17 protein-coding genes are annotated in these 14,394 nt (G+C 46.0%); 2 read left to right on the plus strand and 15 right to left on the minus strand.

Annotation, left to right across the window (positions count from 1 at the left end; all coding sequences use genetic code 11):
- Positions 1–240: 240 nt before the first annotated feature.
- The 9 genes from bioC to G9U52_RS13310 all read right to left on the minus strand — a co-directional run bounded on the left by bioC (position 241) and on the right by G9U52_RS13310 (position 8,477).
- The gene (gene bioC, locus G9U52_RS13270; protein ID WP_166150174.1) at positions 241–1,110 is read right to left on the minus strand and encodes a malonyl-ACP O-methyltransferase BioC; all 870 of its coding nucleotides are present in this window, start codon (positions 1,108–1,110) and stop codon (positions 241–243) included.
- Positions 1,100–1,888, minus strand: coding sequence for an alpha/beta fold hydrolase (locus G9U52_RS13275; RefSeq protein ID WP_207952943.1), 789 nt, complete (start codon positions 1,886–1,888; stop codon positions 1,100–1,102). The genes bioC and G9U52_RS13275 overlap by 11 nt, the downstream gene beginning before the upstream one ends.
- Positions 1,885–3,066, minus strand: coding sequence for an 8-amino-7-oxononanoate synthase (gene bioF, locus G9U52_RS13280; RefSeq protein ID WP_166150176.1), 1,182 nt, complete (start codon positions 3,064–3,066; stop codon positions 1,885–1,887). Before bioF ends, G9U52_RS13275 begins: the two co-directional genes overlap by 4 nt.
- Positions 3,053–4,078 (minus strand): biotin synthase BioB, encoded by a 1,026-nt coding sequence (bioB, locus tag G9U52_RS13285; protein ID WP_166150178.1) that lies wholly within the window; start codon positions 4,076–4,078, stop codon positions 3,053–3,055. Before bioB ends, bioF begins: the two co-directional genes overlap by 14 nt.
- Positions 4,079–4,083: 5 nt before the next feature.
- Positions 4,084–4,830, minus strand: coding sequence for a dethiobiotin synthase (gene bioD, locus G9U52_RS13290; protein WP_166150180.1), 747 nt, complete (start codon positions 4,828–4,830; stop codon positions 4,084–4,086).
- Positions 4,827–6,188: an adenosylmethionine--8-amino-7-oxononanoate transaminase gene (gene bioA / locus G9U52_RS13295; protein ID WP_166150182.1), complete on the minus strand. Its 1,362-nt coding sequence runs from the start codon at positions 6,186–6,188 to the stop codon at positions 4,827–4,829. Before bioA ends, bioD begins: the two co-directional genes overlap by 4 nt.
- Positions 6,189–6,462: 274 nt before the next feature.
- The gene (locus G9U52_RS13300; protein WP_166150184.1) at positions 6,463–6,813 is read right to left on the minus strand and encodes a hypothetical protein; all 351 of its coding nucleotides are present in this window, start codon (positions 6,811–6,813) and stop codon (positions 6,463–6,465) included.
- Between the two features lie 183 nt (positions 6,814–6,996).
- Positions 6,997–7,530, minus strand: coding sequence for a CBO0543 family protein (locus tag G9U52_RS13305; protein ID WP_207952944.1), 534 nt, complete (start codon positions 7,528–7,530; stop codon positions 6,997–6,999).
- Positions 7,531–7,736: 206 nt separating this feature from the next.
- Complete coding sequence (locus G9U52_RS13310; RefSeq protein WP_166150187.1) at positions 7,737–8,477, minus strand: SDR family oxidoreductase; 741 nt, start codon at positions 8,475–8,477, stop codon at positions 7,737–7,739.
- A gap of 173 nt (positions 8,478–8,650) precedes the next feature.
- Here G9U52_RS13310 and G9U52_RS13315 point away from each other — a divergent pair, with 173 nt between their 5' ends.
- Positions 8,651–9,226: a TetR/AcrR family transcriptional regulator gene (locus tag G9U52_RS13315; RefSeq protein ID WP_166150189.1), complete on the plus strand. Its 576-nt coding sequence runs from the start codon at positions 8,651–8,653 to the stop codon at positions 9,224–9,226.
- A gap of 80 nt (positions 9,227–9,306) precedes the next feature.
- On the opposite strand, the gene G9U52_RS13320 is transcribed toward G9U52_RS13315, so the two are convergent.
- A complete protein-coding gene (locus G9U52_RS13320) occupies positions 9,307–9,705 on the minus strand; it encodes a MerR family transcriptional regulator (protein ID WP_166150191.1) in 399 nt (132 codons plus the stop codon).
- Between the two features lie 213 nt (positions 9,706–9,918).
- A complete protein-coding gene (locus G9U52_RS13325; RefSeq protein WP_207952945.1) occupies positions 9,919–10,245 on the minus strand; it encodes a hypothetical protein in 327 nt (108 codons plus the stop codon).
- Positions 10,246–10,441: 196 nt separating this feature from the next.
- Between G9U52_RS13325 and G9U52_RS13330 the strand changes: the two genes are divergently transcribed.
- Positions 10,442–11,710: a S8 family peptidase gene (locus tag G9U52_RS13330; RefSeq protein WP_166150195.1), complete on the plus strand. Its 1,269-nt coding sequence runs from the start codon at positions 10,442–10,444 to the stop codon at positions 11,708–11,710.
- A gap of 65 nt (positions 11,711–11,775) precedes the next feature.
- On the opposite strand, the gene G9U52_RS13335 is transcribed toward G9U52_RS13330, so the two are convergent.
- The 4 genes from G9U52_RS13335 to G9U52_RS13350 form a co-directional block, all read right to left on the minus strand.
- Complete coding sequence (locus G9U52_RS13335; protein WP_166150197.1) at positions 11,776–12,471, minus strand: DUF7002 family protein; 696 nt, start codon at positions 12,469–12,471, stop codon at positions 11,776–11,778.
- Between the two features lie 110 nt (positions 12,472–12,581).
- Positions 12,582–13,031, minus strand: a complete 450-nt coding sequence (locus G9U52_RS13340) for a hypothetical protein (RefSeq protein ID WP_166150199.1) — start codon at positions 13,029–13,031, stop codon at positions 12,582–12,584.
- 70 nt (positions 13,032–13,101) lie between these two features.
- A complete protein-coding gene (locus tag G9U52_RS13345) occupies positions 13,102–13,590 on the minus strand; it encodes a MarR family transcriptional regulator (protein ID WP_166150201.1) in 489 nt (162 codons plus the stop codon).
- Positions 13,591–13,624: 34 nt separating this feature from the next.
- On the minus strand, positions 13,625–14,185 hold the full coding sequence (locus tag G9U52_RS13350; protein ID WP_166150203.1) for a nitroreductase family protein: 561 nt from the start codon (positions 14,183–14,185) through the stop codon (positions 13,625–13,627).
- Positions 14,186–14,394 lie beyond the last annotated feature (209 nt).

Below are 14,394 nucleotides of genomic sequence, written 5' to 3' on the forward strand. Positions count from 1 at the left end.
GGGTCAAACCACCATAAAAAAACAACGTATTACGCGTCATGTTATTAGCAGTATGGGTAAATGGTGAATCTAGTAAACATTTGCTATTTTCATGCTAGGTTTGCGAGTGAAAACTCATGAATGTTGGACTTTTTAGGTCTCGATATCCTACCAAGAGTACCCGTCCACTGAAAAAGTCAATTCGAGCTCTGAACCACAACCTGCCATAATGGCTTCCTTGGAATATTTATACTGAGCATTTTATCGAGAGGCTGACGCTTGGATCAATAGCAAATCGTAAGTGGCGGCAACGCCTCCCTGTGTGCTGAACCTATCCTCGTATTCCTTATACATGCTGGCGAACAGGCGACGCGTGCTGAGACCACGAATAGTGGCGGCTTCTGAATTGCTAGCTCCCATTGCTTTAACCGAATGAAGAAAATCTCTTGCTGAAGCATACTTTTCCATTTGAGTCGAACGTTCATATTGAATATTTGAAAAACCTGCTTCCTTGAGCAGGTTTTTCCACTGGTCCATGGATTGAAACGACAGTCCGTGCCGCTGTGGCTCCATTCCGTTAGCTCGATAAACTTCATTAAATGCCTTATGCAGCTCGTAGAACGTATCTGGCCCGAATGTCGTGAACACTAGCAAGCCTCCAGCGCGAATCATCCTCCGAAGGTGACCTAGCGTTTGCCTTGGATAGCTCAGCCATTGAAAACAGGCGTTGGAGACGATGAGGTCCAACGAGGCCGTCGGAGCATCTGCCGCCCACATTTCGACATCAGCAAGAAGAAAGTGCAAACGAGCCGGTCGACTCTTACTGTAACCCACATGGTTTGCTGTACTTGATAGGACATGTTGTTCAGCCGCTTTGATCATCGCGGATGCCATATCAAGTGCAGTAATAGATGCGTAGGGATATTCGTTCAACAAAATTTCAGTCAGAACACCGGTGCCGCAGCCGATCTCTAGCATGTTGAGCCCGTCTGCTTTATCTTCGCGCTTCCACCCTATGAGGGATTGTACAAGTCGGTCTGCCATCATTCGCTGCACATGGGCGTGAATGTCATACGAACCTGCTGCACTGCGGTTAAATTGACTGCAAATCGCTTTTTTCCTACTGCTCATGCCACCATCTCCTCAATACTTCAGCTATGTGAACTTCCCTTCCCAAAAACGGTGCATGCCCGCTGACGGGTATTGTAAGTAACTCTGCTTGAGGCAAATAGGCTACAAGCTCTTCCGCAGCGCCGTAAGGACAAATCTTATCCTCAGTGCCGTGGACAAGAAGAACCGGACAATTGATTTCCGACAGCTGGGACTTGCATTCCTCACTTCGCAAAATCTGAAGACCGGTGATTAACGCCGGGGTTGTCCAGCTGCCTATTGGGGAAAGGCTTTGGCCGAGACCGGCCTCCCATTCCGCTTCCGTAAACATGAGCTGTCGAAATTTTGTTTCAACAGTCTGTCGGTCCTTCGTAAGCCCTGTAATCATCTGCCTAACGTATGCATCTGCCCAGCCGCGGTCCGTCTCTTCTTTTGAACGGGTAAAACGAGCAGTCGCCGCAAACAATACAAGGCCATCAGCGTAACCTTTGACCGCTAGTTTCAGCGCCAGTAATCCGCCGAGCGACCAGCCTCCGATCAACAGTGGACCGCAGTTAACCCTTGTCATACAAGCTGCTACTTCCGAAGACTGGAGGTTTAATGCCGCTTTTTCAGTCAGATACATCAATTTCTCAGGAGTATCGGCAGCACTGTAATCTACGGAAACATGATAAAAATCGGGCAGTAACTCGCGAAGCCGTTCAAACACCGTATCCGGCATGCTCCATCCAGTCAGCCAAAGGATGGTGCCACTTGTCTCTCGCTGAATGTTAGACGGATGGTTACCCGATACAATCATGGATGCAGCACCCCTTGTTGAAGTCCTATGGTGCGGATTAGCGTGGCGGTATCGGTCAGTTCCTTATCCGTATGAATGGCTGATAAAGAAAATCGGATTCGTGCGGTGTTATCAGGCACAGTAGGTGGACGGATGGCCACTGATGCGATACCTGCCTTTTCAAGAGCGCCGCTAAAGCGCAAGGTCGCAGCGTTATCGCCGACGATCACAGGTACTATAATAGGTGAGTCTCCGGCACCTATTTTAAAACCGGCATTGCACAGGGAGGATCGAAACAGCTTGCTTGCCGCGTACAACCTCTCTCGGCGCCAATGCTCATTTTGTACCAAGACTAACGCCTTTGAAATACCAGCTATGATAGAAGGAGGCAGCGCGGTTGAATAGATCAGCGGCCTTGCCTTGTTCACCAGCCATCGAATTAGCGTACGGCTACCACAGATATAAGCACCGTAAACACCAAACGATTTGCTGAACGTTCCCATATGTATATCCACATCATCCTGCAGCCCGAGCTCATGGCACAATCCCTCGCCACGCAACCCATAAATCCCCCCGCTGTGTGCTTCGTCCACCATTAGCATCACTCCGTGTTCACGTTTGAGCTCAGCGAGTTCACGCAAGGGTGCCTGATCGCCATCCATGGAGAAGACAGCGTCTGTAACGATCAACTTTCGCCTTTTATCTCGGTGCTTTTCCAATAACGTACGCAAATGCTCCATGTCATTATGACGGTATCGGGCATGCTCCGCTCGGCTCAATACAATGCCGTCCACAATGCTCGCATGGTTCATCTGATCGCTGAAAACAACATCACCTCGGCCTACTAGCGCACCAATAACACCCGAATTAGCCATATAGCCATTTGCAAAAACAAGCGCCGCTTCGCAATTCTGCCAATCGGCCAGCTCTGCTTCAAGACGGCCATAAGCTGGCCGGTTGCCGGTTACAAGCCGCGAAGCGCCGGAGCCGGCTCCTTCGGTGAGAAGCGCCTCACGCATCACTTCAATTATGGCAGGATGTTGGGCGAGTCCAAGGTAGTCATTGGAGGACATGTTGAGCAGCACTCGTTCTCCACGTACCGTATAGCCAGGAGATTTGGAGACCGTGCTACTTTCACGCAAGGAACGCTCCAACGAGGCACCAGCCCATAATTCAAGTTCTTTTTCAATCCAGTACATGGTCGGAACCACCATTAAGGGCGTTTAATTCAATCTCAAAGCCCAAATCTTCAATGAGTTGATGATCAGCCGAAACGTCTTGGCCTGCTGTCGTTAAATAATCACCTACAAAGAGTGAATTTGCAGCATACAGAGACAGAGGCTGCAGTGTACGAAGGTTGACCTCCCGACCTCCCGCCACGCGGATTTCTTTAGACGGACAGATGAAACGGAACAGGGCTAGGACCTTTAACGCTTGCATCGACGGCGTGCGGCCTGCATGCTCCAGAGGGGTTCCCGGTATCGCATTCAGGAAATTAATGGGAATCGAATCCGCATCAAGTTCGCGGAGTGCATAAGCCATTTCGACAATTTCTTGATGGGTCTCGCCCATGCCGATAATGACACCGGAGCAAGGAGACATGCCGGAGGTCTTTACCTTTTCCACGGTTTCAATACGTTGGTCGTAGGTATGGGTCGTGGTGATGGATGAATAGTTGGTTTTGCTGGTGTTCAAGTTGTGGTTGTATCGATGTACGCCCGCTTCTGCAAGACGCTCGGCTTGATCGTCCTTCAGAATGCCCAGACATGCGCAAATTTTTAGCGGCATCGTTGCACGGATTTCTCGAACCGCATCCACCACTTGATCCAGCTCCCTGCTTGTCGGGCCTTTCCCGGCCGCTACGATACAATAGGTTCCAGCTTTGCGTGCCATAGCTTCACGTGCACCGGCAAGCAATGTGTCTTTATCGAGCAGGGAGTATTTTTTAACTGTTGCCGTCGAAACGATAGATTGCGAGCAGTAGCCGCAGTCCTCTGGGCAAAGACCGCTTTTGGCGTTGATGATCATATTCAACTTTACTTTTTTTCCGTAAAAGTGTTTTCTCACCTTAAACGCAGCGTGCAGAAGTGGCAGTACCTCATCATTGTCGGCTTCGAGTACAGCAAGCCCCTCCTCTAACGTTAAGCATTCCCCACTCAACGCTTTTTGGGCAAGCCTTTGCCACCCCAGATCGACTGAAATTGTTTTCATCTCTATCATCCTCTCATTGGTTGGACTGCAAGTGCCTGTCTGATAGGCTCGAATTGTATGGTTTTTCGTATGGTATGTATCAACATCTCTGAATTCGCTTCAGCGTGCAAGCAAGGAAACTGGCCAAGGACCTTAAGACCGCTGTAATGCTCGATTAGTTCCGCATTCGTAGCAATGCTCGGATCGTCATTCGGCTCCGTTACTTCGCCGTCGTTCATAATGACGCCTACAATCGGGACAGCGTGATAACGCAGGAATGAGGCAGTCAGAAGCGTGTGGTTAATCGTGCCTAGGCTGGAACGGGCTACAATCAGAGCAGGTATACGAAGCTCCGCGATCAAGTCCACCACGAGGGCGTCATCGGTCAGCGGAACAGCGACGCCCCCTGCCCCTTCGACGAGCAACGCTTCATAACGTTTAATAAGCGGAATACCTGCTGCAATCAATTCCTTGAGTCTAAGGGTCACACCATCCTGCTTGGCAGCGAGCATCGGCGTAAGCGGAGCTTCAAATGTAAAGGGTGCCACAGCCTCGGGCCGCTCGTCGATTCCCGTGATTTGCAGCAGCCGTTCAGCATCGGTTACTCCTTTGCCAAGAGGTGCACCGGACTGAACCGGCTTCCAGACACCTACATTCAGCCCTTCGGCACGAAGCATAGCGGTAATGGCCGCTGTCACAATCGTCTTCCCAACGCCGGTGTCCGTGCCTGTTACAAATAATCCGCGTATCGCTTCGGGGTTCACTTTGTTCATGTAACTGAACCTCCTTCGGTGACGTTACGTATCGATTCCGCCAAAATATGGGCCATGGCATCCAGCTCAGCTTCTGTACTGGCAAGCGGAGGGATGAAGACGATCACGTTGCCGAGCGGCCTTGTTAGCATTCCGAGCTCTCTGGCCCGCAGGCTCGTTCGAACGCCGATTCGTTCTACCCAATCGTACGGCTCGCGTGAAGCTTTATTGCGTACGAGCTCGATTCCGAGCATCAACCCCTTTTGCCGGATTTCACCAACGTGCGGGCGATCCTTAAGCGCTGCAAGCTTATGCTCGACAAATGATGCCTTTGCATTTACACCTTCAACCATGCTCCGCTCTCCAAGCAGCTTCAAGCTGGCCAAAGCAACGGCACAACCAAGCGGGTTGCCTGTGAAGGAATGACCGTGGAAAAATGTTTTCTGTTCCTCGTAATCGGCATAAAATGCATCGTACACCTCATCTGTCGCAAGCGTTGCAGCCACAGGCAAATAGCCACCGGTCAGTCCCTTCCCGATCACCATCAAATCTGGTGAAACGTCTTCGAGATCACAAGCGAACATTGCGCCCGTCCGACCAAAACCAGTCGCCACCTCGTCAGCGATGAGCAGCACGCCATGTTTGCGGCACAGCGCAGCCATCTCGCTTAAACAGCCCGGCGGCATGACAATGATGCCACCAGCCCCTTGCACCATCGGCTCCACAATAAGAGCCGCAATCTCATCGGCCCGCGTTTCGAGCAAATTACGCAGGGCGGTTAGCGTAGCTTCCAACGCTTCCGCCTCACCACCCTCATGGCGATAAGCATAGGGATATGGAATGACGTGTGAAGGAAATAGCATAGGGCGGAACACGTCATGATACAGCGGAATCGCACCGACACTAACCGCGCCAATCGTGTCTCCGTGGTATGCTTGATTCATGGTAATAAACTTCGTTTTACCCCTTACCCCCCTGTTGTGCCAGTATTGAAACGCCATTTTGATTGCAATCTCAACACCAGTTGCTCCTGAATCAGAGTAAAACACTTTGTTTAATCCTTTCGGAGCAATCCCAACCAATTTCTCTGCAAGCTCGATGGCCGGCACGTTGGCCATTCCGAGAAGGGTGGAGTGGGCGACACGCCCTAACTGGTCCGTGATCGCCTGATTCAGCTCTGGTACGTTGTGTCCGTGTATGTTAAGCCAAACCGAGGAAAAACCGTCGTAATAAGCGCGTCCCTGGACGTCATACAGCATGATGCCTTCGCCGCGTTCAATAATGAGAGGGTCAGAGTTATTGTAGTCTTTCATTTGAGTAAAAGGATGCCATAAGTGATCCTTATTGATGGCAGCAAGCCGTTCGTAATCCGTTGTCACAAATTATCACCATCCGTTAATTACATCAATTGTAAACTTAATTATTATTATTTTGGTTGACAATTGAATATAGCCATTCTAGCAGACGAGGCCGTCCCTGTAAAGAGAGTTCGAAGTGTACTATCGCGGGCACCCGACTCTTACACGAGCTTGAGAATTCAAAAAAGCATGATTACACCCAAATATAAGAGGGCTAACCATGCTTTTTATATGCTGAAAATAATGCACTGGCGAGCAGCTCAAATGAGCGCAGCCGTTTCTGCCTACGAGTAGGTTAAACGATTCTACCACCTGTTCGTGGATTTCTGTAAAATTCAATCATATCGATAAAGGTAACCCGATATAAGCGTATAACTGCCTCTAATTCGTACATTCGGCCATGACCGTCCTCTTTTAATGCGTATACGACGTCGTGCCGTACCTTATCCATCGCAATTTTGCCGATGAACTGGTGCTCGTACTCTGTGTATTTCTTTTTAAAATCTTCATTAAATTCCAATACCTCGATGTAAGAACGCTCCAACATAGCGTTTACCAGTGTCAGTTCTTTATCGTTTTTATCAATCGCCACGTAATAGTTACCGCGATCATCCTTAATCAAATCCGTAAACAATTCCACATTCAAGGCCAGAATCTCCTTTCTTTTTTACTATTAGATGAAAAATAATTCAAGGACTAGCTTTTCACGTCGATTGAAGGAGCGCTTGGCCGTACAAAAAAAAGGCTATGCTGCAGCACACGCTTGTTCCAGGAAAACAATCTGACTCTCGGTTAATAGGCATCTCTTCCACACAATAGTTTTTCGATTCTATTGGAATTGCTCATGAGTTCGTATAGACTGTTTGTTTGTGTTATCTGGAGCAGATAACCGTATAGGATCTTTCTTATCAAGGATTAATTTTATGGCTCCTGCCATCCCTCTAATGGTAAACAAGGTGAAATTAATCGATGCAAAGGTATGAAAAGCCGACCATGATTTCCATTTAAATAACTTCGTTTTTTTCTCCATGATCCATTGAGCAATTGTCATAGGTACACTAAAGTACAGGCTTCTTAACAGTGTCACGGAAAACCTTGTATGATATGTACACTTTACCCAAATCACACTTAAAAGAGGATAAAAGAGAAGATCATATAAAATGTTGGTGTCAAAAATTTTCGGAAAAGGCCTAACTGGGTAGGAAATTTGGTTTCTCTTAATAAAGATCGAGTCAATTGAGGTTGATAATACCCCTTTTGCAAAAAATATAGTTAAGGACATAAGCAGATGTTTACGTTTAAATATAAATGGAATAGAGGCTAAACAACCTGTAAATAACAATTTAAGCAAAATTCGTTCCAATTTAATTTCCTCCCATTAAAAGTTTGTTCTTATAGTATGGGAACTAAAGAACAATTTTATGTGATCATTTATACGTTTAATATGATCAGTGGCATAAAAAAATCGCCCTCTCCATGGTAAACATGTAGAGGGCAATCAAAGCTTTGGAGAATCCTTCAAGAAGAAAAACTATCAGGAGGATTGTAAGATGGTTGTATTCGTTTGTGTTAAGGTTGTACGGTCGGTCTAATCACGATCTCGTTGACTCCAGTATCATCGGGTTCATTAATAACATAGGCAATCGCCCTGGCGACGCTATATGGGGAAATGGCCATTTTTACCATTTGACTTACCATAGCTTTGATATCAGGACTACTAATCGAATGGGTCAGCTCCGTATCCGTCATTCCCGGAGAGATGATGGTGGAACGGATATTAGAGGCAGGAGATTCCTCCTGGCGCAGCCCTTCCGAAATCGCTCTTACTGCAAATTTTGTAGCGCTATATACGGATGAAGTTGGACTAACACTGTAACCTGCAACCGAGGAGATATTGATGATATGTCCTGATTTTTGTTCCCTCATAGTCGGCAAAACTGCGGCAATGCCGTATAAAACGCCTTTGATGTTCACATCGATCATTTGATCCCACTCTTGGACTTGTAGTTCATTAAGCTGAGAAACCGGCATAATTCCGGCATTATTCACAAGAACATCGATGCGACCATATTGTTTTAAGGCAAATTGTGCCAGCTTCTGCATATCTTCCGATGAAGCAACATTGGTTGTTTTATAGATAGCCTCTCCGCCTTCTTTTTCTATCTGACTCACAATCGTTTGCAGGCGATCCTCTCTTCTTGCAGCTAATACAATCTTTGCGCCGTTTTGGGCCAATAGCTTAGCTGTAGCTTCTCCTATTCCGCTGGATGCTCCCGTTATAATAATCACCTTAGATTTCAAGTTTTCCAATGGATATCGCCCCTTAATAATATTTTCAACATAACAACCGTTGATTAATTAACTGTTGTTGATTAATATTATATAGGGAAGCTAAGTTAATTCAATCGCTAATAAACGCGCTTTTGTTTCTTATACAACGGATACACTGGAAGTGTTCATTAACTTGAGGAGGCAATTGCAGAATGGTAACCGAGACGAAGATAGATAGACGAATCTTAAAAACAAAGGAAGCCATTAACAAGGCGTTTCTGGAGCTGTTTACCGAGAAAGAACTCGATCGAATCACTGTCAATGATATTGCTGAACGAGCCAATGTAAACCGGGGAACCATCTATCTTCACTACACGGATAAATATGATCTGCTTAATAAATGCATAGAGGACCATTTAAGCAAAATGTTCGATTCATGCCTTTCGATCGAATATAGTCTTGAACAAACAGATTGGATCAGTGCGCTGAAGCCAGCATTTGTTTATTTCAAGGAGAACTATCTCTTCTTTTCTTCCATGCTCTCTAATAATAGAACTACCGTATTTCGGGAGCGCATGCTGCATAACTTTGCGGCTAACATACAAGTGAAGATCCATATGCAGAACATTAATCAGGGAATGGATAAGGAATTGATTACACAATTTATGAGCTCTGCCTTCGTAGGCACCGTGGAGTGGTGGATTCTGAATAAAATGCCACATTCACCTCAATTTATGGCAGAGCAGGTATGGAGATTGTTTGAAAGAAATGATATTTACCCCAGTTGACCGTTTAGTTCCCTCAGATTGCAATCATCTATGAAGGGACGGCTACGAGTTCTCGAAAGAATCATGGATGACCTAAATCTCTAACAAAACTCCACGCCATTCGTTTCAATGATTTCATCCTTATTCATCTTGGATTCATAAATCGTTAAATTCTGGTTAACCGCCTCGAAGGCTCTATCCAATTCCACTTGTTTTTTATTAAGCTCCAGCTTGTGCGTTTCCAAAATCATTTTTCTTTCCGTTATCGTAGCATCGCCTTGGGCGGTAAGGTCAACCATTCGCTTTAAGGAGGCTATGGTCATGCCTGTCGCACGAAAGCAAGACATGAGCTGCATCCAGTCCAAATCCTTTTGCTCAAAAATTCGGTTCCCGTACTGGTCCCGTTCAATAGAAGGCAATAAGCCTTCTTTCTCATAATAACGTATCGTATGCGAAGCGAGTCCGAGGCATTCTGAAGCTTCTTTCATCGAAAAACCCAATGCTCTCAACTCCCGTCCATGCTATTTTTTAGACCCATGTAATTTCTGCTACCTCATAGTCTACAATAGCTTTGGGTTCCACATAGTTTCCCAAGCCATAAGCGCCGTGCTCCCTGCCGAAAAATCTATTATAAAAAAAAGAACCATTAAACAGGTTTCCCCTGTTTAATGGTTCTTAGTATTGGTCACTGCACTCGAATCCCCAAGCATTATTTAAAATCTAGCAACAAAAACCTCAATATCCGCGGGAACGTTTCTAGTAGCTAACAAGTCTCCATCTGCATTTCTTATTCTTAGAACATATGACACGGTTGTTAAGGTACTTATCGTACCGAATCTGGCTACTCCGAATTCATCGAAATCGGCTCTTATCGTTGTAGTGCCTCTTGTTAATGTAGCAGTCCATCCCGTTGTATCGCGAGCTGCGTTACTTAAATTCGTCGCGATAACATGTAGTCTATCAAATGTTTGTCTGATCCTCTTTTTCTTTTTTAATGCAGATGCCTTCAATTTCTTAACCATCAGGGCCCTTTTCATCATTAGAGCTTTTTTGTTAGTAATTACCAAGTGCTTCACCGCTTTCTTGTGGGATACAACAGTAGATGCACGATACGCGTTTTATGAACCTTACTACTACCTATTTTCAGAGAAAAAATAATAATATTACAGATTACTAGTTACGTACCTACTGGGTCAGCAAGGCATACAATGACTGGAGAGGTGAGCTATCCAACCAATGAACGGACAAAATTGGCATCAAAAATATAAGGCAATAATCAATCGACCCTTAAGAAAAAGACTGCAGCAATCGTATGCTCAAAACGTTAAACCTGCTGTAATTCCCGTCATTATTCAATTTAAGCAAAAAATAAATGCAGTCCAGCTGCACGCATTACAAACACATTTAGGCGCCTATACATTTCCGATCAAATGGCGTATCCCCCTGCTCAATTGTGTGGCTTCAAAAATTACAGTGAATTGTCTACGACGGATGTGCAGCTGGAAAGGGATAAGAAAAATTTATTTGGACGGCATTAAAAAAACATCGCTCTATATAGCGACGCCGTCAATCGGCTCTACCGCTATTAAAAGGCAAAAAGGGCTTGCCGGAAAAGGGATCAACATCGCCATTATCGACACAGGTGTATTCCCGCACCCAGACCTAACCCGTCCTGTTAACCGGATTGTGGCCTTTAAAGATTGGGTCAACCGCAGAAAACGTACGTATGACGATAACGGTCACGGGACACATATCGCAGGGGATGCAGCCGGGAATGGTTGGATGAGCAAAGGAAAATACAGAGGCCCTGCCCCTGCTGCTGGAATCGTTGGTGTCAAAGTATTAGATAGGGAAGGCAGCGGATATGACTCCACGATTATTAAGGGAATCGAGTGGTGCATTACCAATCGAAAGCGGTTAAGACTGCGGATTCTTTCCATGTCGTTCGGCGGTTCGGTGAATTCCTCTTGCGTAGACGATCCTCTCTGTCAAGCCGTAGAAAAAGCCGTCCGGGCTGGTCTCACTGTCGTCATCGCAGCCGGAAACAACGGTCCAAGGCGCAATACGATTGAGTCGCCGGGGAACAATCCTTCGGCGATTACTGTCGGAGCCGTGGACGATCGCCGCAGCATCGCGCAAGCGGATGACCGCATCGCCTGGTATTCCAGCCGCGGGCCGACTTTGGGCGGAAGGACGAAGCCGGATCTGGTAGCACCGGGCGAGACGATTATCTCGCTTCGGGCTCCAGGCTCCAAGCTGGATCGAGAGCTTTCTCACCTGCGTGTAGGGAAAGGATACTTTACGCTATCCGGTACCAGCATCTCTACGCCAATCGTTTCCGGTGCGGCTGCGCAGCTACTGCAGAGTAATCCAGCTCTTTCTCCCATCCAGGTTAAAACGATCCTGAAAAAAAACGCGTTTTCTCTGAGGCTGGGAGCTAATACCGAAGGGAGCGGCGAGATCAACATGAGGTTTCTTGGACTTCGCAGCAAGAGAGGACGCTAGATATCGGACTGCGCCTAATAATTGGGGTGAAATTGGGACGTAATCGGGGCGTGTTGGATACGCCCTCATTTTTCTTTTGCAGGGGAGATTAATTCAAGGGGCTTACTTAAGCTCCTCCAACACTCAGGAACATCCTCACGAATTTCAACGTAAACAGCTCGCAGATGCTTGGACACGCCGGTAACCTGGTCTTCTACAAGCACTTCGCGGACTTCTGAGGCTTTTACCGGTACGGTGTGATTAATGAGGAGCTTGAACTGATCGAGTGGAAGGAACATTGCTGGACTTTTTTTATAGGAGCAGTGGATGGGAAAGCGCGGCGAGCTGCCTGAATCATATTTAGACAGCTTTACAGCAGAATCATGCTCAACTAACAAGGAATAAGCATCAAATTCCAATACAGCAAATCCCCCCTCCGGCTCTCTTCGCATGTAGGTACCGATCATTTTCTGGCAGTCTCTTAAGGTGGGCCACAAAAATACATGCCGATCCAAGCAAGCGCGGAATTCTTCCTGGGTGGTAGAAGCATCGATCATGCTGTTCGCAATCCTCAGATGTGCATTTATTGTCACCCAATTTCCACCAAAGTCCACTCGCTCTGCCACTAATCGGCGCTCTCCTGTGAAATCCGGGTTGATTCGGTGACTCGAAAATAGAGCGTCGAAATGCGCAATGGCAGCCAAATTATCCACCCTTGTAAAATGAAACAGAGACTGCCGGCTTTTTGTTTTGGTTATGGCAGCTACGATTGCATGATTCATGGTTCGGCTCCTTCACGTATGCGGATTCATTGTAGTATGCTCATTTCATAGACAAAAAAAGCCCCACACTTTGTTGCAAAGTGAGAGACTCCTACTTCATTGCTGGATGTTTATTTAACGGCCGGAACCGGAATAACACGCAAGGAATTAAAATAGTTCAAGAATATACAAAGATGATGAAATTTATACATGTAATCAGCGGCGGAGCCAGCATACTTCTCATGGCTAAAAATTTGGTGCAGCTCCCATGAGCTCGAATACATATGCTGCAATACGTCATCTTCTGTCTTCGGCTTATGTAAATCCATACCATGTGAGATTTCGAATTCTTCTATGATTTGACCTTTATAGTAAGGAAAAATATTTATAGAACCACCGATCTTCTCAGAATAGGCAATACCTGTATGCTCATATGGGAGCCATAGGAGATTAGTTATACGATCTTGCAACTGCATGGTGTAGGCTAAACCGTGGTGCAAAGGAACAGGATTCAGGGAATTGGGAACTTCTTTGGCTTTGATTTTTTTCCAAAGGTTCTCCAAGAAATTGGTTGGATACACGCAGGCTCACTCCATAGTCGTTATAGGACTATTTTATCACCTGATTGCATAAATCGCTAATGATATTACATCATAAATCATTTTTGCCATAATATTTAGTAAGCTCCACCAAAAAACTTTTAATAATCTCCAGCTCTGCCTCCTTATATGGATTAATGAATTGCAAGAATTGCTCCTGTGCTTTCAAATGTAGCTCTTCATGCCCGATGAACAGCTTTTTACCCGAGGGAGTGAGACGGAAAAATATTTCCTTTTTATTGTCGTTTAATTGAGTTTTACGTAGCCAGCCTGCCTTTAGCAGCTTCGTGGTCACCTTGGAGATATTGCCTTTGCTTAATTCCATTTTATCAGCTATTGAGGTTAACTTGATCGGCTCATTATGTCCGATGCAAGCAATGACATGGATATCCGTCATATTCATAGGAGCTTCAACAGTAACCGTCTTGCGAAGCTCCTCCAAAAAAGCGCTGCTTTCCTTATCCTCATATTGCTCCATCTGATGGAGAAATTTGATAAAAAGCTCATGTATATGATACCTGCTCATTGAATACTGTTCCATGAAAGCCCCGCTCCTTTGTATGTAGCTCCTTCCATTATAACAAAGTTAGCTTCTTTTCCGCAGAGGTACGCGACTTGGGCTTAGGAGCTTTATCAAAATAACCCATATGTAGCACCCCAACAATTCGCTCATTGGCCTGCACGCCTACACCCTGGCAAAATAGCGGGGAACGGATGAATTCCATCGTAGACCAGATCATCCCTAATTGCTGCTCCCACGCCAGCAGCTGAAAGTTTTGAATCAAGCAGCATATAGCGGCGTAGTCCTCCTCTTGCTTATGCTCGTCTTTATCCTCACGCATCACAACAATTAAGTTGGCTGGAATCTGGCTATATTTATGCTTCATCAGCTGCTTTAACTTGGCAGGCAATAGCTTCACGCGCTTCAAATGGCTTAATGATGCAAGCATTAAATCGGCCATTTTCACCTTCGCCTCATTCCGCTCAACCACTATAAAGCGCCATGGCTCGCGCAGGCCGTGATTGGGAGCCCAGACTGCATCGTTAAGCAACCGCAGAATCAAGTCTACCGGCACCTGCTGCTCTCTAAACTGACGGATACTCCGTCTTTCTCTAATCGTATGGGCGATGCTCATCGTTTCCTCCACCTCTCTTGGGTTTGGTGCATGCATAAACTGTGTTCATGGGCTTCCTCTGGTGCTTGGAAAATGCTTGCAGATTAATAATTTGTTTCATATGAAACAAATAATATAAAGATAATGGCTCATTACCGCAATCGGCGCTGCGATTTACACCACCATTTTGAAGGTTTTATAAAACGATTTAAAACATAATATAGTTTCAC

This window comes from Paenibacillus agricola (assembly GCF_011440305.1).
Lineage (GTDB): Bacteria > Bacillota > Bacilli > Paenibacillales > NBRC-103111 > Paenibacillus_S > Paenibacillus_S agricola.

What these genes read in the sequence shown, in the direction of transcription:
- G9U52_RS13275 (WP_207952943.1), bottom strand. Translation starts at nt 1,888, where the DNA reads ATGATTGTATCGGGTAACCATCCGTCTAACATTCAGCGAGAGACAAGT.
- G9U52_RS13315 (WP_166150189.1), top strand. Translation starts at nt 8,651, where the DNA reads ATGGTAACCGAGACGAAGATAGATAGACGAATCTTAAAAACAAAGGAA.
- bioB (WP_166150178.1), bottom strand. Translation starts at nt 4,078, where the DNA reads ATGAAAACAATTTCAGTCGATCTGGGGTGGCAAAGGCTTGCCCAAAAA.
- bioF (WP_166150176.1), bottom strand. Translation starts at nt 3,066, where the DNA reads ATGTACTGGATTGAAAAAGAACTTGAATTATGGGCTGGTGCCTCGTTG.
- G9U52_RS13345 (WP_166150201.1), bottom strand. Translation starts at nt 13,590, where the DNA reads ATGGAACAGTATTCAATGAGCAGGTATCATATACATGAGCTTTTTATC.
- bioD (WP_166150180.1), bottom strand. Translation starts at nt 4,830, where the DNA reads ATGAACAAAGTGAACCCCGAAGCGATACGCGGATTATTTGTAACAGGC.
- G9U52_RS13325 (WP_207952945.1), bottom strand. Translation starts at nt 10,245, where the DNA reads ATGATGAAAAGGGCCCTGATGGTTAAGAAATTGAAGGCATCTGCATTA.
- bioC (WP_166150174.1), bottom strand. Translation starts at nt 1,110, where the DNA reads ATGAGCAGTAGGAAAAAAGCGATTTGCAGTCAATTTAACCGCAGTGCA.
- G9U52_RS13350 (WP_166150203.1), bottom strand. Translation starts at nt 14,185, where the DNA reads ATGAGCATCGCCCATACGATTAGAGAAAGACGGAGTATCCGTCAGTTT.
- G9U52_RS13330 (WP_166150195.1), top strand. Translation starts at nt 10,442, where the DNA reads ATGAACGGACAAAATTGGCATCAAAAATATAAGGCAATAATCAATCGA.
- G9U52_RS13335 (WP_166150197.1), bottom strand. Translation starts at nt 12,471, where the DNA reads ATGAATCATGCAATCGTAGCTGCCATAACCAAAACAAAAAGCCGGCAG.